Below are 19,390 nucleotides of genomic sequence, written 5' to 3' on the forward strand. Positions count from 1 at the left end.
ATATAACGGCCTGCTTAAAAAAATCCATACTATTCATTATAAACAAAAGTCGCACAAATATGCTACAAAAAAAACGGGAAACTTTTATAAGGTAATAAAATTAATAATTTGTCTGTCCCTTATTTCGGAAGCATATGGGCCCCTTGCAATACATACCTAATTTGCATTTCTGTATATTCTTCGAGCGTATACAGTTTTTGCAGCGCCCAGCGTCTAAATCCCCACATCTGTCCTTGTATAAAAATATTATGGGCAAGAAGCTGTATTTCTTTTTTATTTAATGTAAATGTTCCATTTTCCGTACACTGTTCTAAAATATTCTCGAACATTCCTACCATTTGAAACTCCTTTTCTAATACATACGGAAGTGATTCTTTTGGTAAAAAGCGTACCTCTTGATACATTATCAATACTTCTTCCTGCAACTCGTCCATCACTTTAAAGTAATTCGTTATTGCTATCTTTAAACTTTCTATACTCCCTTTTTCTGTACACACTACTTCCTCTAATCGTTCTTTTACATGTTCATATATACTATCACAAACTAAATACAACACATCATCTTTTGTACGAATGTACTCATAAAGTGTCCCTATACTAAATCCAGCCGCTTTTGCAATTTCTCTCGTTGTTGTACGCGGAAATCCTTTTTGTTTAAACAGTTGCACCGCACCTTTAATCATTTGCTCACGTCTTAACGCAACTAATTTTTCATCTTTCACCGATGCATGTACATTATGTTTAACCATTCCCTTCACCTCTCTCTATTATTTTTTGGAAGGAAAAAGCGTAGGAAAATACCTACGCTTTCGTCCCTACTTCGTTAACATACGAGAAATTACAAGCCTCTGAATCTCTTGTGTTCCTTCGTATATTTGTGTAATCTTTGCATCTCGCATATAACGCTCTACTGGATAATCTTTCGTATAACCGTAACCACCAAATACTTGCACCGCTTCAGTCGTCACCCTCATCGCTGTATCTCCTGCAAATACTTTTGACATCGCTGACTCTTTTCCATACGGAAGCCCTTCTGATTCAAGCCAAGCCGCTTGATATGTTAAAAGGCGTGCCGCTTCTACATCTGTTGCCATATCCGCAAGTTTAAAGCCAATCCCTTGCTGCGCCGCAATTGGTTTTCCAAATTGATGGCGCTCCCTTGCATATTCTACAGAAGCATCTAAAGCCCCTTGTGCAATACCAACAGCTTGCGCCGCAATACCGTTACGACCTCCATCTAATGTTTGCATCGCAACTTTAAACCCTTCCCCCTCTTCTCCAAGTAGATTCTCTACAGGAATACGGCAATCTTCAAACATAATTTCAGTCGTTGGTGAAGAGCGAATCCCTAGCTTGCTCTCCTTCTTCCCAACTGAAAATCCCGGTGTATCACTTTCTACAATAAATGCACTCGTACCGCGCTGCTTCGATTCAGGATCAGTTAGCGCAAAAACAACATAAATATCAGCAATACCGCCATTTGTAATGAAAATTTTTGATCCATTTAAAATATAATGGTCGCCATCTCTCTTTGCGATTGTCTTCATTCCACCAGCATCCGATCCAGATCCTGGCTCCGTTAAGCCGTATGCACCAATTTTCTTCCCTTCAGCCATCGGTCGTAAAAACTTTTGCTTTTGTTCTTCTGTCCCAAATTTAAAAATTGGCCATCCCGCAAGTGAAGTATGCGCAGATAGTGTTACACCTGTTGAAGCACAAACTCGAGATAATTCTTCAATCGCAATTACGTAAGCTAAGTAATCGCTTCCAATTCCACCGTACTCTTCAGGCCATGGAATACCGGTTAAACCAAGCTCTGCCATTTGATCAAATAACTCTCGATCAAATCGCTCTTCCTCATCACGCTCAGCTGCTGTTGGTGCTACTTCATTTTTAGCAAAATCTCGAACCATTTTTCTTATCATTTCATGTTCTTCTGATAGTTTAAAATGCATCTCCGTCTCCCCCTCGCCCTTTTATAAAGCACGGCTAATAACAAGTTTCTGTATTTCACTTGTTCCTTCATATATTTGCGTGATTTTCGCATCCCGGAAAAATCGTTCTACTGGATATTCTTTCGTATAACCGTAACCACCAAATACTTGCACCGCCTCAATCGCGACTTCAACCGCTGTCTTAGAAGCAAATAATTTCGCAATAGATGCTTCTTTACCGCATGGTAATCCTTGTGCCCTAAGAGACGCCGCTCTATATACGAGTAACCTTGCCGCTTCGACACTTGTTGCCATATCTGCAAGCTTGAAGCCAATCCCTTGCTGCGCCGCAATTGGTTTCCCAAATTGTTCTCGTTCTTTTGCATAATCAATCGCACATGCAAGCGCCGCTTCAGCAATTCCTAACGCCTGTGCACCGATTCCAATTCGCCCAACATCTAAATTCGCCATCGCCACCTTGAATCCTTGTCCTTCTTCCCCAAGTAAATTCTCCGCTGGCACTTTCATATCTTCAAAAGTAAGTTGTACTGTACGAGAACCAAGGAGCCCCATCTTATGTTCATCTTTTCCGATGATTAAACCAGGTGTATCTTTCTCTACTATAAATGCAGAAATACCACTTTTTCCTGCCTCTGGATTTGTAGAAGCGAATACAATGTATGTACTTGCTTCACCACCATTTGTAATAAACACTTTCGATCCATTAATAATATAATGATCACCTTTTTTGACAGCTCTTGATTTCAAACTCCCTGCATCTGATCCTGCATTTGGCTCTGTTAAAGCAAATGCGCCTAAATATTCCCCGGTTGCAAGTTTAGAAACATATTTTTTCTTCTGTTCTTCTGTTCCGAAATATAAAATCGGATTCATTCCAACTGACGTATGTACAGCTAAAATTACACCAACTGTTGCACTTACCTTTGAGATTTCCTCAATGGCTAGAATATAAGAAATAAAATCCATTTCTGCCCCGCCGTATTTTGCAGGCGCTGGAATACCCATTAATCCAAGCTCACCCATCTTTTGCAAAATCTCTTTCGGGAACACCCCTTGTTCCATACTAGGAACAAAGGGAGCAATTTCCTTCTGTGCAAAATCCCGAACCATTTTCCTCATCATTTGCTGCTCTTCATTAAAACGAAAGTTCATATATTCCGCCTCCATTTGCTATATATCCTTTAAATAATTTGGTAAGACCACTATTTTGTAACAAAAGGGGCATTTATTCGTAAACGTAGAATCCACGACCTGTTTTACGCCCTAACCATCCTGCATTTACATACTTACGTAATAACGGACATGGGCGATATTTACTATCTCCTAATCCTTCATGCAACACTTCCATAATGTATAAACACGTATCTAAACCGATAAAATCAGCGAGTGTCAAAGGCCCCATCGGATGGTTCATACCAAGCTTCATGACCTCATCAATTGCTTCTTTCGTCGCTACACCTTCGTATAACGTATAAATTGCTTCGTTAATCATCGGTAGCAAAATGCGGTTTGATACAAAACCTGGGAAATCATTTACTTCAACTGGCACTTTCCCAATTTTTTTCGTAATATCTTCAATTGCTTCATATACTGCATCATCTGTAGCCAAACCACGAATAATCTCAACAAGCTTCATAACTGGAACTGGATTCATAAAGTGCATGCCGATTACTTTTTCCGGACGCTTCGTTACCGCTGCAATTTCTGTAATTGGCAGAGATGACGTATTTGTCGCTAAAATTGCGTGTTCTGGAGCAATTTCATCTAGATTCGCAAAGATTTTCTTTTTAATATCCATTTTCTCAACAGCTGCTTCAATAATAAGATCCGCTTCTTTCACACAATCTAAATCAAGCGTTACTGTAAGACGATTTAATGTCGCTTCCTTCTCTTCTTCCTTCATGCGTCCTTTTTCTACTTGGCGCGCTAAGTTTTTCGTAATGATAGCCAATCCTCTATCTAATTGCTCTTGTTTTAAATCTTGTACCTTCACGTCATATCCTGCCATTGCACATACTTGTGCAATTCCTGATCCCATTTGCCCTGCACCAATTACAACAATGTTTTGTACACCCATTTTTTCTTCCCCCTTAATTGTTAATAAATTTTATACCCTCGAACTTTAATTAGTGAACTTCAATCATCACTGCGTCCCCTTGACCGCCACCGCTACAAATCGATGCAATTCCAATTCCGCCGCCGCGCTGCTTAAGTGCATGGATTAGCGTAACGATAATGCGCGCTCCGCTTGCTCCAATTGGATGGCCCATCGCTACCGCGCCGCCATTTACATTCAATTTTTCTGGATCAATTCCTGCGATTTCTGTACTTGCAATTGCTACCGCTGCAAATGCTTCATTAATCTCGAATAAATCGATGTCTTCAATTGTCTTGCCTGTTTTTTCAAGCAATGCGTTAATTGCATAACCTGGCGTTCTTGGGAAATCTTTAGATTCCACTGCAATTGCTGTATGCGCCAAAATTGTCGCTAATGGCTTTCTTCCTTCTTGCTTCGCTCTGTCTTCGCTCATTAACACAAGTGCGGCACCACCATCGTTTAGTCCTGGCGCATTACCAGCTGTCACCGCCGCTTCCTTATCAAATACAGGTTTTAACTTTGCTAACTTTTCAATCGTTGTATCTTCACGTGGCGCCTCATCCTTTGCAACGACAATAGGATCGCCTTTTCTTTGCGGGATCGTTACTGGCACGATCTCCTCTTCAAAACGTCCTTCTTTATGCGCTGAAACCGCACGCTGATGGCTACGATATGCCCATTCATCTTGTGCTTCGCGAGAAATTCCATCTTCCTTCGCAACTTCTCCACCATAAACACCCATGTGTGTACCTGAAAATGCGCATGTTAAACCGTCAGCAACGTTTAAATCAATAACTTCGTTGTTGCCCATTCTGTATCCCCATCTTGCTCCGCGTAAAATGTAAGGACTGTTACTCATCGACTCCATACCGCCAGCTACAATCAGTGATTGATCGCCAGTACGAATAATTTGATCCGCTAACGTAACCGCACGAAGTCCTGATGCACAAACTTTATTCACTGTTTCCGTCTGCACTTCCCAAGGGATTCCAGCAGCCCTTGCAGCTTGACGCGATGGAATTTGCCCCTGTCCCCCCTGAATAACCGTTCCAAATATAACTTCTTCAACATCACTAGCCGCAACATTTGCTCTTTCAAGCGCTGCTTTAATTGCAATTCCTCCAAGTTCCGTCGCTTTTACATCTTTTAAAGATCCTCCAAATTTTCCAACTGGTGTTCTTGCAGCACTTAAAATAACTGTTTTACTCATGTTTCTTTCCCCCATTTCTTTTTTTAACACTGAGCGCTCGCTCGGTATCCCTACGTTGAGAAGAGGTGCAATCATTGCACCTCTTTCTAAAGTTGTATACATTCTTATAAACTACATCGCTTCTTTTTTCTGTCCGATAACAGATCGTTCTAAAATCTCTGTCACATCAAGAGTTTGAACTTTCTCTTCTACCTCTTTCGCTTTCGTTCCATCACTGATCATCGTTAAGCAATATGGACAACCTGTACCGATAATGGATGGCTGTACAGCTAATGCTTGTTCTGTACGAGCAACGTTAATACGAGAACCTGTTGTTTCTTCCATCCACATTAAGCCACCACCTGCGCCACAGCACATTCCAGTTTCACGGTTACGTGCCATTTCTACAAGATTCACTCCAGGAATCGCTTTCAAAATGTCACGTGGCGCTTCGTACACTTCGTTGTATCTTCCTAAATAACAGGAATCATGGTACGTAACTGTTTCTTCAATAGCGTGAACAGGCTTTAAGCGCCCTTCTTTCACCCACTGAGCTAACAATTCTGTATGATGATAGACTTCTGCTTGCAAGCCAAAGTCCGGATACTCATTTTTAAATGTGTTATAAGCATGAGGATCAATCGTAACGATTTTCTTCACTCCTGCCTTTTCAAATTCTTCGATATTCTTTGTCGCCATCTCTTGGAATACAAATTCATTTCCAAGGCGGCGTGGTGTATCTCCAGAATTCTTTTCTTTATTACCGAGAATTGCGAATGAAATGCCTGCTTCGTTCATTAACTTCGCAAACGATATCGCAATCTTCTGACTACGATTGTCGTATGATCCCATTGAACCAACCCAGAATAAATACTCGAATTCCTCCCCAGCTTTTGATTTTTCTTTTACAGTTGGAACTGTTACTTCGTCATCACCTTGGCGCCATGTTTCACGCTCTTTACGGTTCAGACCCCACGGATTCCCTTGACGCTCGATATTTGTCATCGCGCGTTGTGCTTCCGCGTCCATTTTTCCTTCTGTTAAAACGAGATATCGACGTAAATCAATAATTTTGTCAACATGCTCATTCATAACTGGACATTGATCTTCACAGTTACGACACGTTGTACATGCCCAAATCTCTTCTTCTGTAATAACATCTCCGATTAAACTCGGATCGTAAGCGAGAGTTGTAGCCGCTGATTCTTGTTGTCCTTTTCCAGCTGCCATCATCGCTAACTGATTTCCTTGTGTATTATTGAAGGCAACTACTGGAACCCACGGTGCTTTTGATGTTACCGCAGCTCCTTTATCAGTTAAATGATCACGAAGTTTTAAAATTAAGTCCATCGGCGATAACATTTTTCCTGTTCCTGTTGCCGGACACATATTTGTACAACGACCACACTCTACACAAGCGTATAAGTCAATAAGTTGATTTTGTCTAAAGTCTTCAATTTTACCAACACCAAATGTTTCTTGCGTTTCATCTTCAAAATCAATCTTTTCAAGCTTCCCTGGGTTTGAAAGACGACCGAAGAATACATTAGCTGGTCCCGCAATTAAATGCGCATGTTTTGATTGTGGAACATAGACTAAAAACGTTAACAAAATTAGTAAATGCACCCACCAAGAAAAATAGAACACTGAAATGGCTACGGTTTCATTTATCCCGCTAAAAACGTAAGCGATTGCAGAAGCGATTGGTTCACTCCATGAAAGCTCCTCGCCATGCCATATAAGTCCCATACCGTTACCAAGTAGCACAGAAATCATTAAGCCACCGATAAAGATAAGAACAAGACCTGATTTGAAGTTACGTTTTAAACGAACAAGCTTTTCTACATAACGTCTATGAAAAGCCCAAAATACTGCAATTAAAATAACAAGTGTGACAATTTCCTGGAAGAATGTAAATGCAGGGTATAGTGGTCCAAGTGGAAGATGTGATCCTGGTGCGAGTCCTTTCCAAACGAAGTCAATTGCTCCAAATTGGACAAGAATAAATCCGTAAAAGAACATAACGTGAATGATGCCGCTTTTCTTATCTTTCAGCAGCTTTTTCTGACCGAAAACATTGACCTTAAGGAGATCCCAACGCTCTTTAAAACGACGGTCAAATTCAATTTTTTTTCCTAATTGTATGTAGGCCATTCTCGTCCGTATAAGATATACAAACAAATATCCTGCATAAGCAATAACAGCAATGGCAGCCAGCCAATTAATGATCAGTAAGCTATTCATTTTTATGCTACCCCTCTCTTTGTAAGCCCTCTTTCTTTTTTTGAATCTTCAAAAATATATAATTTTCTGAATTATATCCCCTATCCCCATTATATAATGAGTGAGCATTCAGTCAACAGTTTTTTGTTATAGAACAACACATTTTTTCATAAAGCTGTTTATTTCGGTGAAACTATAAAGTGAAACTTTAATCAGTAGGGCTTTTACGGGCAGTTGATTTCCAAACTAACTTCTACTTATCCACCAGTTTTTGAGGTGAGAGGCTTACTGCCCGTTAAAGCGGGATAAAGTGAAACTTTAATCAGTGCAACATACTATCATCTGATGAAATTTATAATAACAGCCGTGCTACCCGTATCATTTGTAACACACTGAAGGTGAAAAGAATGCGAAGGAGGGAATTCACTGATGCTCTACTTATCTCTTTTGTTAATATCCGTTGCTCTTTGGATTATAATTGATCTTTCATACGGGAGATTTCTTCATTTAAAACGGGTAAGCTCTCGCACTTTCCCTTTACGTCAAAGTGATTTTCACCTTTATACATACGGGAAAGATTTATATGACGCTTTATTTACTGATATAAAACAAGCACAGCACCACATTCATATTTTATTCTTCATTGTAAAAAATGATAAAATCAGTCGCGAATTTTTAAAGTTGTTGATTGATAAGGCTCAGGAAGGAATTGAAGTACGACTTTTACTTGATCGATTTGGCAGCCATTATTTATCAAACGAAGCTATTCGCTCCCTGCGAAAACACGGTGTATCTTTTTCATTTTGTCATAAGGTAAAATTTCCTCTGCCTTTCTTTTCTGCTAATCAAAGAAACCATAGAAAAATTACAGTGATTGATGGGAAAACTGGCTATATCGGGGGATTTAATATCGGCGAAGAGTATCTGGGGCATAATGAATATCTAGGATTATGGCGAGACTATCATTTACGTCTTACAGGAGAAGGGGTTCAAGATTTACAAAAGCAATTTTTGCATGACTGGTTTGATGATACGAAACAGAATTTATTGGATGCTTCTCTTTATTTTCCAAAACAAAACCCAGGTACCATACTGCATCAATTTATTCCGACTGATGGTGCTTATTTACAGCATACTTTTTTACATTTAATTAACGGAGCAAAAAAAGAAATCTGTATCGGTACACCATATTTCATTCCTGGAAAAAAAATTATGAATGCCTTATTAAAAGCAAGAGAAAGAGGGGTTCAAATCACAATTCTTGTTCCAGAAAAAGCTGATCACCCTCTCGTTCGAGAAGCCAAATTCCCGTACTGCCGAAAATTAATACAGGCTGGTTGCAATATTTATGCATTTCAACAAGGTTTTTTTCACGCCAAAATTATTATAGTGGATGATGATATTTGTGATATCGGAACAGCAAACTTTGATATGAGAAGTTTATATATTAACCATGAAATAAACTGCCTGTTATATAGTAAACATTTCGTTCAAACAGTAAAAAATAAATTCCATGAAGACCTAAAGAATGCATCCATACTTTCCTATAGCGACGTAAACCCAACTTCTCTTATCGATAGAGGAAAGGAATGGATTGGAACAATGCTTGCTTTCTTTTTATAGGAAAGACAATGAATAAAAGAGGTGTAGCTTATATGATTATGCGGTTTGGATATGTCTCACATGCAATGGCACTCTGGGACTGTTCTCCTGCCAAAACAATGACGTTTACAAGCTTTAAGAAACTCAGCAAGCAAGAGCGAGAAGACAAACTGTACCATGTTATAAAGCAAAATTTAGAGCACACAATACGTATCCTACATTACAATATAGCGCATGAAATCCCACTATATCGCCTATCGTCTTCAATCGTCCCACTTGCAACACATCCCGAAGTCGAGTTTGACTATATTGGGGTATTTACACCACTTTGGCGTAAAATAGGAGCTTTAATTAAAGAACACAATTTACGAATAAGTTTTCATCCAAATCAATTTACGCTATTTACAAGCGACAAGCCACATATTACTACTAACGCTATTACGGATATGACTTATCATTATAAAGTATTAGATGCTATAGGCATTGCAGATTCCTCTTACATTAATATTCATGTAGGTGGAGCCTATGGAAATAAAGAAAAGGCAATCGAGCGCTTCCGTGAAAACATAAAAAAACTTCCTGCACATATAAAAAAACAAATGACTCTTGAAAACGATGATAAAACATATACAACTTCTGAAACTTTATCAATTTGCCAAAAAGAAAATATCCCATTTGTATTTGATTATCATCATCATATGGCCAATCTTTGCGAGGAACCACTAGAAGAGTTGCTTCCTGCAATTTTTGAAACTTGGTCACATACAAATATCTCTCCTAAAGTTCACATTTCCTCCCCGAGATCGGAAAAAGAATTTAGGGCTCATGCTGAATATATCGATTTAGAGTTTATCAAGCCCTTCTTACACGTTGCAAAAAAAAACAATCATAATTTCGATATTATGATTGAAAGTAAACAAAAAGACTTAGCACTATTCCAATTAATAGATGAACTTTCTGCTATAAGAGGAATTAAAAGAATAAGTGGTGCAAAGTTACAGTGGTAAATTGTAACTTTGCACCATTTTTTCAAAAAAGTAATTTTTATAGTAAAAAACATCCTATTTTATATGCTATTATTTAAATTAGCATTCCCCCGAGATTCAACTTTATTGAAACGGAGTCATAATATGATTAGTCAAAAAAAGTATGTACAATTTGTCATAATATACATATCTATATTTGCTCTTTGGATACTCTTTATTCCAAATGAGTCGCATATAAAGGAAATTGGGATTCTTTTCTTATTCTGTTTCGCTGCACTTTTTTCTTGCCACTGTTTATATAAAGCTATTAAGAAAATGAAACGCAGTGATAAACTATTTTGGATTTTATTACTATGTACTTGCCTATGTGGATTAGTTATGGAGATAACCCTATTTCTTAGTTCACTTTCCATACATGATCAATCTATATTTTCATATAAAGCATTGCCTTTTTTTATCATACAATATATTTTGCTCTTTGTTGGATTTGCTATAAAGTTTATAAAGAATTACTCTATTAAGGGGCTTTCGCAATTTTCATTCGATAGCATCTTTATTATTATTATGAACATTTATTTCACCTTAACTTTTATCTTAGATCTTTCAAGTTTCCGCATGTTAACAAAGGATACTTGGATTTTAATTGGGTATTTCATTGCACAATCATTAGTAATTTACGCCGTTATTAGCCTATATAGAAGAGAACAATATTCTTCTAGTAGAATCGCATTAATTATTGGTTTCACTATTATACTCGTATACGGTTATATTCATCTATTTCAATTGAATTTTGGGATGAAAACTTCTGCTGAAATTAATTATTTAATACACACTGCTTCTATTTTATTAATTGGACTTTCTTCCATACTATATATTTTAGATAAACCAATGCAGCATGAAACGAAAGCAAAATATTATCGATTCGATTATGTACGTTTTATACTACCTTATTTTAGTATAATTATTACTTTTTCTTTTATTATCATTCAACCTTGGGATGATAAGTTCATGTTAATCGGTCTCGTATTATCACTTATTTTGTTATTCTTGCGGCAACTTTACATGTGGAAAGATAATCAAGCACTAATCCATACATATGAACAGTTGACTACACAACTAGAGGATGAAGTTGAAGAAGGTGCATTTGCATTATCAAAAAGTGAACAACGTTATAAATCTTTATTCGAAGATCATCCCGATGCCGTTTTCTCTTTAAATATGAATGGCATTTTTCAACAATCTAATAAGGCATGCGAAAGCTTATTTACTGCCTATTATTGCGAAGTGGCAAGCTATTCTCTGGTACACTTCATTGATTCAAAAGACCACGAACTACTAAAGAAGGCTTTACAAATTACAAAGGAAGGTAGGCCACAAACGTTAGAAGTTCGTACAAAAGAACAAGAAGGCTATTATTATTATCTCCATATTACACTTATCCCTACTTTTATAAACAAAGAAGTGGTCGGAATGTTTGGGATAGCGCGTGATATTACCACTTTATATGAAAAACAAAAACAAGTAGAACATTTAGCCTTTCACGACGCACTTACTGGATTACCAAATCGCCGAAAGTTCGAAAAAGATTTAAAAGCCATTTTAAATACAGCTCAAACTAACGCCAATGATGTCGCCGTCATATTTCTTGATTTAGATCGATTTAAAAAAATTAACGATAGACTTGGTCATGACGTCGGAGATTTATTATTAATTGAAGTAGCAAAAAGATTACGCGGTTGCTTGCGTTCAAAAGATGTCGTCGCTCGCCAAGGTGGAGATGAGTTTACAATTCTATTACCAGAAATGTACTCAGAAAAAAGTGCAATTTTTATAGCTGAACAGATTTTAACTATTTTAAACAAACCATTCTTCATTCAAGGCGAAGAACTCTCTATTACACCAAGTATCGGAATTGCGATGTACCCTGATTATGGAACTGATGTAAATGAGTTAATGAAAAATGCTGATATGGCTATGTACCGTGCGAAAGCAAATGGAAAAAACAGATTTGTTTTCTTCTCAAAAGAAATGAGTATCGCTCAAAATGAAATTCAATTCTTAGAAGGTGAACTTTCAAAAGCATTACAACAAAATGAATTTTTCCTTGAATACCAGCCACAAGTAAGCACAAAAACAAAACAAATTATCGGTTTTGAAGCATTAATACGTTGGAAGCATCCAAAACTCGGTATCGTATCTCCGGCCCAATTTATCCCCCTAGCAGAGGAAACTGGTTTTATTATTGAACTTGGTAATTGGATTTTACGTACTGCCTGTTTAGAGGCAAAAAGATGGCATAATCAAGGTTTTTCTCACTTAAAAGTTGGTGTGAATTTATCTGTTGTTCAATTTAACCATGCAGATTTAATCCCAACTATTTCAAAGGTGTTGGAAGAAACAGAACTGAAACCAGAAGCACTAGATATTGAAATTACGGAAAGCATCGCAATTAATCAAAATCAATCTGTAGTTGCAAAACTAGAACAACTTCAAAATCTTGGTATTCAAATTTCAATCGATGACTTTGGAACTGGTTATAGTTCTTTAGCTTATTTAACAAAATATCCAATCAACACATTAAAAATTGCTCGAGAGTTTATTTGTGGAATTACAACTAGCCCTTTAGAAGAAGCAATTGTCTCTTCCATTATTACACTATCAAAAGAACTAAATTTAGAAGTGATTGCAGAAGGTGTAGAAACGGAAGAAGAATGGGAATTTTTACATAGACAAAATTGTGATCACATTCAAGGATTCTTTATTAGCAAACCTGTTTCTAGTAAAGACGTTTGGATGTTACTCCATAAAAAAACAACCGTCTAAGTAAGACGGTTGTTTTTTAATATTCATAAGGTATCTCTCCAGCTAATTGTACCTCTTGATCACTGTGAGAAATTATTTGACTTTTCTCTAATGCTGTATCTCCTAATGAAATACCCCATGCCATTGCTAACGTTAATATACTACCAATAAGTAGTTTCTTCATATTCCATCACCCGCATTTTTATTTAAATATATCATGAAAATTTATCCATATATTATGCAATTATGCATATTTGTTTTTTAGGTACTTTTTATTTCTTAATTTTTTTTATAAGTGATTCTTTTAATGTATGGTTTCCTAATATATCAAAAAAGAAGCACGCTTTTTCGTAAGCATCTTCAATTTCCGCTCTATCACACCCTAGCTTTGCTAGGCATTGACCTTTTCGAAAGTATAACTGTCCAATTAATGTCATACTATTAATTTGACAAGATAGTTCAATAGCTTTATTTGCGTGACAAAGCGCTTCTTCGTATTGATTATCTGAGAATAATGCTTTTGCATGATTATGTCTCACCTTCACATCAAATTCTTTATTATCATGCAATGACTCTAATTGTTTTAATATATTTTCAAATAAATCAATAGCCTTCTTCAAATAGCCATTTTCAGCATAAATGTTTGCAATTGCGTTTTCAATATAAAGACTCTGATATACATCTATTCCCGCCAATTGTTGATTGAGCAATTTCTTTAATTCTAAAATACAATATTCGTAATCGATTTTTTTCAATATGTAAGCAGCTACATAATATTGCCATTGAAGAAATTGCTGAAGCTCGGGGTGATATTCTTCCTTTTTCAACTCATTCCATACTCTATTATAAATTTCTTTATATTTCTTTTGCTTACAAAGCATAATAATTTGATCTTTTAACTGCTTATTCCTCTCAATATCAGAATAAATGAGTACCTCATAAAAATGAATAATGGGAACTTGTAATTTTGCTGCGATACCTTGCAATATATCCATACTTGGGTATACCGCGCCCGATTCAATTCTACTCACTTCCGATTGATGACATATGTTCTCGGATAACTGTTTTTGTGTTAATCCTCTCATCGTCCTAATTTTCTTAATTTCATTTCCTAATTTTTCTGCGTGCATATTTACTCACCATCCCATTATAACAATCTAATTTTTTGAGTTGTCATACCACTACAATAATGTGAATTCGACAATTTTTGATATGAAATAATGCATAATATATATATAATTCGGCAAATTTCTCATACAATTCATCTCACATACAATAATAGATTAGGAGTGTTATAGATGAATTATAGAAAACTTGCTAGTGCTTTCGTTGCATTCGGTCTTCTTTGCCCTTTATCAACAGAAGCTATTCATGCTCAAGAATTAGACAAAAGTGCAGTCAAAGTTGAAATCGCTCAGCCTGGTTTAACAATCGGGAAATTAACACAACCTCAAAATGATACGAAAGAAAATATTGCTAAAAAGTATTTAAAAGGTGAGGTAAACGGGGCTAAAGCTCAACAAGAACAAGTCACTACTGAAAAAAATGTAGATTTCCAACCTACAAATAAAGAAACCAAAGAAAATCAAACCGAAGTTCGCCTTGCACAAACATATAAAAACTATAAAGTATATGGCCAAGATCTCATTGTAAAAGTAGATAAAAATGGAGTGATCACAACTGTTAGTGGTAAAGTTGTTCAAAATTTAAATCAACAACCTAATCTTACTATAACAAATTTTTTGTCGAAAAATGAAGTAAAATCTAAATTACGCGATATAGTTCAAATTCCAAGTGATGCAGCTGAGACGGAATTCTCTAGCGAAACCGTTGTTTATAAGAAAAAAGATGGCTATTATACATTCGCAACTGTTATTACATTTACTTATGAAAACAATGAACAGATTATAAACGGCAATGCTATCGTTGATCTAAAAACTGGCGAAGTACTTTTCCAAGAAAAATTCATTAAAAACAAAGAGAATAAGACTATAAATCAAGTAACATCACCTAGATTATCCCCTGCAAGTGAGCAAGGAACTGGGAAAAATGCACTTCAAGAAAACATCTCTTTCAATATTGCCAAAGGAACTGATGGAAAATTTTATTTAGCCGATTTATCACGCGGAAATGGTATTTATATTTATAATGCAAACTACGCCGATTCCCTCGGGGGATATAGTCAAGCTGGTTATCCAGGGACACTAATTTCAAGTAGCACTCCTAATTTTGCAGATAAAGAAGCCGCGGGCGCTATGAAGAACATGAGTGATATTTATGATTACTTTAAGAAAGAACATAATCTAAAAAGTTACGACAATAAAGATTCAAAAGTTGTTGCTAGTGTACACGGTTTTGATTCTACTGAAGTTAGTGATGGTGTAAAAGAAGACTATGTAAATGCGTTTTGGCATCCTGCTTGGAACCAAATGGTATTTGGTGATGGTTTAGACGGAAAACTAACATCAGCTCTTGATGTAACAGCTCATGAATTTGGACATGCTGTATTCAGTGGCACGACGAAAAATAAAGTCGTGAGATATCCAAGCGCTGAAACATCTGCACTAAACGAGGGATTAGCGGATTTCTGGGGTACACAAATCGAATATTACGTAAAGAAAGATAAGGGAAACTGGATTATGGGCGATACATTAGGCGGCCTAACAATTCGTGATATCCCAAGGGAAATTGGTGACGGCGGCCATAAACTATATACAAATTTACAAGATTTCTATAACGATGGTAATAATCAAGAATCACACGTGAATTCTGGTATTATTAGTCACGTATTATATCAATTAGCTGAAGGTAAAACATATAACGGTGTTGCTGTTCAAAAACAAGGTAATGAAAAAGTAAGTAAAGTTGTTATGCGTGCATTGCAAAATTACGCAACTTCCGCTGAAGACTTTGAATCACTTCAATCTCACATCGTACAAGCTGCAAAAGATCTATATGGCACTGCCGTATCAAATGAATTTGCAAAGGCATTTGAAGCACATGGTTACAAGTCATTACAAAAAGTAAATCAAGTAATAGAAGTAAAATAAGTATAAAAAGAAGGTCACCTCTCATAGGTAACCTTCTTTTTATATCCAACCCTTTTCTTCCGCAATTGTAATTGCCTCAATTCTATTTTTCGCATCGAGCTTCGTTAATACTTCAGAAATATAATTACGTACTGTACCCGGTGAAAGATAAAGTGCCTTCGCAATTTCGTTTGCCGTCTTTCCTTCTTTCGCAAGCAACAATACTTCCTTTTCGCGATCTGACAACGGATTTTGCTCCTGCCATAGGCCGAACATTAAATCTTGGGAGACCTCTCGTTTCCCCTTCATTACATTACGAATTGCTGCTGCTAAATCTTCACTTGGGCTATCCTTTAACAAATAGCCGTGCACACCAGCTTTCATTGCTCTTTCAAAATATCCCGGCCGTGCAAATGTTGTTAAAATCATTACTTTACATAATGATTTTTCTTTTTTTAACGCTTCAGCAACATCTAATCCACTTTGAATCGGCATTTCAATATCCATAATACTTATATCCGGTTTTAACGATTCAATTAATTTTAGCGCCTCTTCCCCGTTTGCCGCTTGCCCAATTACTTCGATATCATCTTCTAGATCAAGTAGGGCCCCTAATGCACCACGAAGCATCCGTTGATCTTCTGCAATAATAATTCGAATCATGCCCTCACCTCATCTTTTCCTGTTCTAATTACAACTGGAACTTTTACTGTTAACAACGTCCCTGGATTGATTGTACCTAGTTCAACAAATCCATCAATAAGAGCAATTCGTTCTTTCATGCCGCGGATACCATTTCCATCATGATTTTGATCTGTTAAACCGATTCCGTTATCTTTTACTTTCAAAATCAGCTCACCTTGCGATTCTAATACAGAAACTGTGCACCGCGTTGCCTTGCTATGTTTTACAACATTCGTAACAGCCTCACGTAAACACATCCCGACAATATTTTGTTCAATTGGTGATAACGAACTCGAGCTGGCTTCTTGCCTCACTTCTAATTCAATATTAGCTGCTTGTAAGATCGCTTTTATTTGCTCTAGCTCTTCTTCTACCGTAATCATACGCATATCAGAAATTAATTCTCTCAGCTGTTTTAAGGCTGTACGAGACGTTTGTGTAATTTCCTTCGCTTCCGCACTTGCACGCTCTGGATTTTTCACAATTAACTTCTCTACAAGCTGGCTTTTCAAAGTAATAAGAGATAACGTATGCCCTAATGTGTCATGAAGATCTCTTGCAATCCGCTGCCGTTCTTCACGTTTTACTAAGTCTTTAATTTGCTCGTTCGCCTGATCCAATTGATTTCTTAACATCTTTTTCTGATTAAAATTGCGCATACCAAATGGCGTAAGAAGCATTAAAATAAACATTGGAACGATATTTACTAAACTTGTAGTTGTTAGTTGATTCATATTTACAAATAAAAATGCTCCAAGCATGATAACTAACGAACATAACAGCACTCGAAATACTTTCTTATTTGGCGCAAATCCCATCGCACTTGCTGTGAAAAAGCCAAAAAATATCATAAAAGGATTATAAAATAAAGCAAATAAAAAGATGAGTACCATTTGAATACACGCCCAAAAAACAAACGTCCTCTGAACAAAATAAAGCTGACGGTATGTGACGATAAAAATTATCAACATACCGCTTCCTATTACAAGCTTCCATCCTGATGCCTGCGCTAAGTGATAAATTGGAAATAATAGATAAACAAACCACATATACGGGAAGAATCCCATATGTTTCGGAAAAATCTCAATCCTCTTCTTCTCTATCATTTATACCGCTTCCTGTCTTTTTCTTATATATATTGATACTACAACAAACATAAGGAAATAACCTCCTAATACCGCGATATTTTCCCATCCAATTGATTTTCCAGCTACAATATCCCACGCACCACTTCCGAAATGGTATGTCGGTGTCCATTCACCAATCGTTCTTAATATTTTGGGGAATACTTCAATCGGCATCCATAACCCGCCAACTATAGCTAAACTCATATTTAAAATATTTGCTAAGCCAGCAGCTGCGTCCGCCTTCTTAATGGAACCTATTACTGTTCCTAATGCTAAAAATGGTGTTACCCCTAACAATAACCATAATCCCGCACCAATCCATTGCCCTATCGTTAACTCAACATGATTAATTAGTATCCCTGCAATAAAGATAACTAATATTGAAAAAGCATTTACTACTGTTTGTGCAATAATTTTAGCAGTTATATACGCACCCTCTGGAAGTGGTGTGATTTTCAAAAGATGTGTCCATCCTTGTCCTCTTTCCTGAGAAAGTCTCACACCGAAACTAAAGAGTGCAGTCCCTACAATACTGAAAGTTGCCATCGAAATTAAATAGTGTGCTTTCCACGCATCTCCGTTTTGTGGTACTTGAACAACATTTGTAAAAATGTAGTAAAACATAACAGGCATTAATAATGAGAAAAAGATAAATAATTTATTGCGGAATGTACGTAAAATTTCTATTTTGCATTGCATCCATAATGCTCTCATGCGATTTCCTCCTTCTGATTTGCGACAAACTGTTCAAATGCTTCATCAAGGCTTCCACGTTCAACTGAAACATCTATTACAGGTAAATTCCTTTGATAAATGGCTTTTAAAGTTGCATCCGTATCCTCCGTTGTTAAAATGAATCGTCCTTCGCTTGACTTTACTTCTGTTACATTTGGTAATTCCTTTAATAATTTTGTAGGAATGCTTTCCTTCGAGTAAAATGTGATTGTTTTTCTCGAAATCGTTGCTTTCATTTCGTCTGGTGTACCATCTGCGATAATCTTTCCGTTCGCAAATAATAAGATACGATTTGCTAAAGCATCTGCTTCTTCTAAATAATGCGTCGTTAAAATAATCGTTTTCCCTTCACTTGCTAACTTTCGAATCGTTTCCCAAAACGTTCTTCGAGACGTAATATCCATTCCTACTGTCGGCTCATCTAAAAATAACAAATCCGGATTTCCCGCAAGTGCAAGCGCAAAATTCAACCTTCTTTTTTGCCCACCTGATAATTTCTCACATCTTTGCTTTCGCTCTGATTCTAAATTTGATAACTGCAGTAACGTTTCTTTCGCTATAGGATTCGTATAATAACTACGGAATAACTCGATTGCCTCTTCCACCGTAATACTATCAATGACACTTACTTCTTGTAGCATCGCACCGAGGCTATTACGAACATCTCTATGCTTTGGACTCTTTCCAAATATAAAGACCTTACCTTCTGTCGGGTCCTTTAATCCAAGCATCATCGACATCGTCGTTGTTTTCCCCGCACCATTCGGACCAAGTAACGCTACTATTTCCCCTTTATTTACATGAAATGAAACATTATTTACTGCGTTTTTATGTTTAAATGTTTTAGAAACACCATTTACTTCAATAATCTTTTCCATCTCTCCACCCCCGCTGTTTCTTATATTTACATTGTATTACTTGGAAAACTTAGGAAACAGTATGATGCGTCATGACATCGAT

16 protein-coding genes are annotated in these 19,390 nt (G+C 36.7%); 4 read left to right on the forward strand and 12 right to left on the reverse strand.

The features are described 5' to 3' along the window. Positions 1 to 119 precede the first annotated feature (119 nt). The 6 genes from IBT51_RS14970 to IBT51_RS14995 all read right to left on the reverse strand — a co-directional run bounded on the left by IBT51_RS14970 (position 120) and on the right by IBT51_RS14995 (position 7,486). The gene (locus IBT51_RS14970; protein ID WP_000238599.1) at positions 120 to 749 is read right to left on the reverse strand and encodes a TetR/AcrR family transcriptional regulator; all 630 of its coding nucleotides are present in this window, start codon (positions 747 to 749) and stop codon (positions 120 to 122) included. Positions 750 to 815: 66 nt separating this feature from the next. Beyond that, positions 816 to 1,955, reverse strand: a complete 1,140-nt coding sequence (gene acdA / locus IBT51_RS14975) for an acyl-CoA dehydrogenase AcdA (protein WP_088022147.1) — start codon at positions 1,953 to 1,955, stop codon at positions 816 to 818. Between the two features lie 21 nt (positions 1,956 to 1,976). Continuing rightward, positions 1,977 to 3,107 carry an acyl-CoA dehydrogenase gene (locus IBT51_RS14980; RefSeq protein WP_001011175.1) on the reverse strand — a complete coding sequence of 377 codons (1,131 nt, stop codon included), beginning with the start codon at positions 3,105 to 3,107 and terminating at the stop codon, positions 1,977 to 1,979. Between the two features lie 73 nt (positions 3,108 to 3,180). Further along, a complete protein-coding gene (locus IBT51_RS14985) occupies positions 3,181 to 4,032 on the reverse strand; it encodes a 3-hydroxybutyryl-CoA dehydrogenase (protein ID WP_000538874.1) in 852 nt (283 codons plus the stop codon). A gap of 49 nt (positions 4,033 to 4,081) precedes the next feature. Beyond that, on the reverse strand, positions 4,082 to 5,365 hold the full coding sequence (locus IBT51_RS14990) for an acetyl-CoA C-acetyltransferase (RefSeq protein ID WP_120459809.1): 1,284 nt from the start codon (positions 5,363 to 5,365) through the stop codon (positions 4,082 to 4,084). Positions 5,366 to 5,374: 9 nt separating this feature from the next. Then, positions 5,375 to 7,486 carry a (Fe-S)-binding protein gene (locus tag IBT51_RS14995; protein WP_001086772.1) on the reverse strand — a complete coding sequence of 704 codons (2,112 nt, stop codon included), beginning with the start codon at positions 7,484 to 7,486 and terminating at the stop codon, positions 5,375 to 5,377. A gap of 408 nt (positions 7,487 to 7,894) precedes the next feature. Between IBT51_RS14995 and cls the strand changes: the two genes are divergently transcribed. The 3 genes from cls to IBT51_RS15010 all read left to right on the forward strand — a co-directional run bounded on the left by cls (position 7,895) and on the right by IBT51_RS15010 (position 12,876). Next, positions 7,895 to 9,088, forward strand: a complete 1,194-nt coding sequence (cls, locus tag IBT51_RS15000; RefSeq protein ID WP_144465593.1) for a cardiolipin synthase — start codon at positions 7,895 to 7,897, stop codon at positions 9,086 to 9,088. 32 nt (positions 9,089 to 9,120) lie between these two features. Then, positions 9,121 to 10,074: a UV DNA damage repair endonuclease UvsE gene (uvsE, locus tag IBT51_RS15005; RefSeq protein WP_200458676.1), complete on the forward strand. Its 954-nt coding sequence runs from the start codon at positions 9,121 to 9,123 to the stop codon at positions 10,072 to 10,074. Positions 10,075 to 10,197: 123 nt separating this feature from the next. Then, entirely contained in the window at positions 10,198 to 12,876 is a 2,679-nt protein-coding gene (locus tag IBT51_RS15010) for a DUF4084 domain-containing protein (protein ID WP_200458675.1), read from the forward strand. 16 nt (positions 12,877 to 12,892) lie between these two features. Here the strand turns inward: IBT51_RS15010 and IBT51_RS15015 are convergent, their stop codons facing one another. Further along, a complete protein-coding gene (locus tag IBT51_RS15015; RefSeq protein WP_000734719.1) occupies positions 12,893 to 13,039 on the reverse strand; it encodes a quorum-sensing peptide PapR in 147 nt (48 codons plus the stop codon). Between the two features lie 88 nt (positions 13,040 to 13,127). Continuing rightward, entirely contained in the window at positions 13,128 to 13,985 is an 858-nt protein-coding gene (locus IBT51_RS15020) for a helix-turn-helix domain-containing protein (protein ID WP_053563303.1), read from the reverse strand. Positions 13,986 to 14,153: 168 nt separating this feature from the next. Here IBT51_RS15020 and IBT51_RS15025 point away from each other — a divergent pair, with 168 nt between their 5' ends. Beyond that, on the forward strand, positions 14,154 to 15,905 hold the full coding sequence (locus IBT51_RS15025) for a M4 family metallopeptidase (RefSeq protein WP_089172035.1): 1,752 nt from the start codon (positions 14,154 to 14,156) through the stop codon (positions 15,903 to 15,905). A gap of 39 nt (positions 15,906 to 15,944) precedes the next feature. Here the strand turns inward: IBT51_RS15025 and IBT51_RS15030 are convergent, their stop codons facing one another. The 4 genes from IBT51_RS15030 to IBT51_RS15045 are packed head-to-tail and all read right to left on the reverse strand — an operon-like array spanning position 15,945 to position 19,308. Continuing rightward, the gene (locus IBT51_RS15030) at positions 15,945 to 16,547 is read right to left on the reverse strand and encodes a response regulator transcription factor (protein ID WP_053563301.1); all 603 of its coding nucleotides are present in this window, start codon (positions 16,545 to 16,547) and stop codon (positions 15,945 to 15,947) included. After that, positions 16,544 to 17,674, reverse strand: coding sequence for a sensor histidine kinase (locus IBT51_RS15035; protein WP_063549175.1), 1,131 nt, complete (start codon positions 17,672 to 17,674; stop codon positions 16,544 to 16,546). The genes IBT51_RS15030 and IBT51_RS15035 overlap by 4 nt, the downstream gene beginning before the upstream one ends. Beyond that, a complete protein-coding gene (locus IBT51_RS15040; RefSeq protein ID WP_197242325.1) occupies positions 17,675 to 18,409 on the reverse strand; it encodes an ABC transporter permease in 735 nt (244 codons plus the stop codon). After that, entirely contained in the window at positions 18,406 to 19,308 is a 903-nt protein-coding gene (locus IBT51_RS15045) for an ABC transporter ATP-binding protein (RefSeq protein ID WP_053563298.1), read from the reverse strand. The genes IBT51_RS15040 and IBT51_RS15045 overlap by 4 nt, the downstream gene beginning before the upstream one ends. Positions 19,309 to 19,390 lie beyond the last annotated feature (82 nt).

Origin of the sequence: Bacillus sp. S71 (genome assembly GCF_016625265.1) — a bacterium.
Taxonomy (GTDB): Bacteria; Bacillota; Bacilli; order Bacillales; family Bacillaceae_G; genus Bacillus_A; species Bacillus_A cereus.

What these genes read in the sequence shown, in the direction of transcription:
- IBT51_RS14970 (WP_000238599.1), bottom strand. Translation starts at nt 749, where the DNA reads ATGGTTAAACATAATGTACATGCATCGGTGAAAGATGAAAAATTAGTT.
- acdA (WP_088022147.1), bottom strand. Translation starts at nt 1,955, where the DNA reads ATGCATTTTAAACTATCAGAAGAACATGAAATGATAAGAAAAATGGTT.
- IBT51_RS14980 (WP_001011175.1), bottom strand. Translation starts at nt 3,107, where the DNA reads ATGAACTTTCGTTTTAATGAAGAGCAGCAAATGATGAGGAAAATGGTT.
- IBT51_RS14985 (WP_000538874.1), bottom strand. Translation starts at nt 4,032, where the DNA reads ATGGGTGTACAAAACATTGTTGTAATTGGTGCAGGGCAAATGGGATCA.
- IBT51_RS14990 (WP_120459809.1), bottom strand. Translation starts at nt 5,365, where the DNA reads ATGTATACAACTTTAGAAAGAGGTGCAATGATTGCACCTCTTCTCAAC.
- IBT51_RS14995 (WP_001086772.1), bottom strand. Translation starts at nt 7,486, where the DNA reads ATGAATAGCTTACTGATCATTAATTGGCTGGCTGCCATTGCTGTTATT.
- cls (WP_144465593.1), top strand. Translation starts at nt 7,895, where the DNA reads ATGCTCTACTTATCTCTTTTGTTAATATCCGTTGCTCTTTGGATTATA.
- uvsE (WP_200458676.1), top strand. Translation starts at nt 9,121, where the DNA reads ATGATTATGCGGTTTGGATATGTCTCACATGCAATGGCACTCTGGGAC.
- IBT51_RS15010 (WP_200458675.1), top strand. Translation starts at nt 10,198, where the DNA reads ATGATTAGTCAAAAAAAGTATGTACAATTTGTCATAATATACATATCT.
- IBT51_RS15015 (WP_000734719.1), bottom strand. Translation starts at nt 13,039, where the DNA reads ATGAAGAAACTACTTATTGGTAGTATATTAACGTTAGCAATGGCATGG.
- IBT51_RS15020 (WP_053563303.1), bottom strand. Translation starts at nt 13,985, where the DNA reads ATGCACGCAGAAAAATTAGGAAATGAAATTAAGAAAATTAGGACGATG.
- IBT51_RS15025 (WP_089172035.1), top strand. Translation starts at nt 14,154, where the DNA reads ATGAATTATAGAAAACTTGCTAGTGCTTTCGTTGCATTCGGTCTTCTT.
- IBT51_RS15030 (WP_053563301.1), bottom strand. Translation starts at nt 16,547, where the DNA reads ATGATTCGAATTATTATTGCAGAAGATCAACGGATGCTTCGTGGTGCA.
- IBT51_RS15035 (WP_063549175.1), bottom strand. Translation starts at nt 17,674, where the DNA reads ATGATAGAGAAGAAGAGGATTGAGATTTTTCCGAAACATATGGGATTC.
- IBT51_RS15040 (WP_197242325.1), bottom strand. Translation starts at nt 18,409, where the DNA reads ATGAGAGCATTATGGATGCAATGCAAAATAGAAATTTTACGTACATTC.
- IBT51_RS15045 (WP_053563298.1), bottom strand. Translation starts at nt 19,308, where the DNA reads ATGGAAAAGATTATTGAAGTAAATGGTGTTTCTAAAACATTTAAACAT.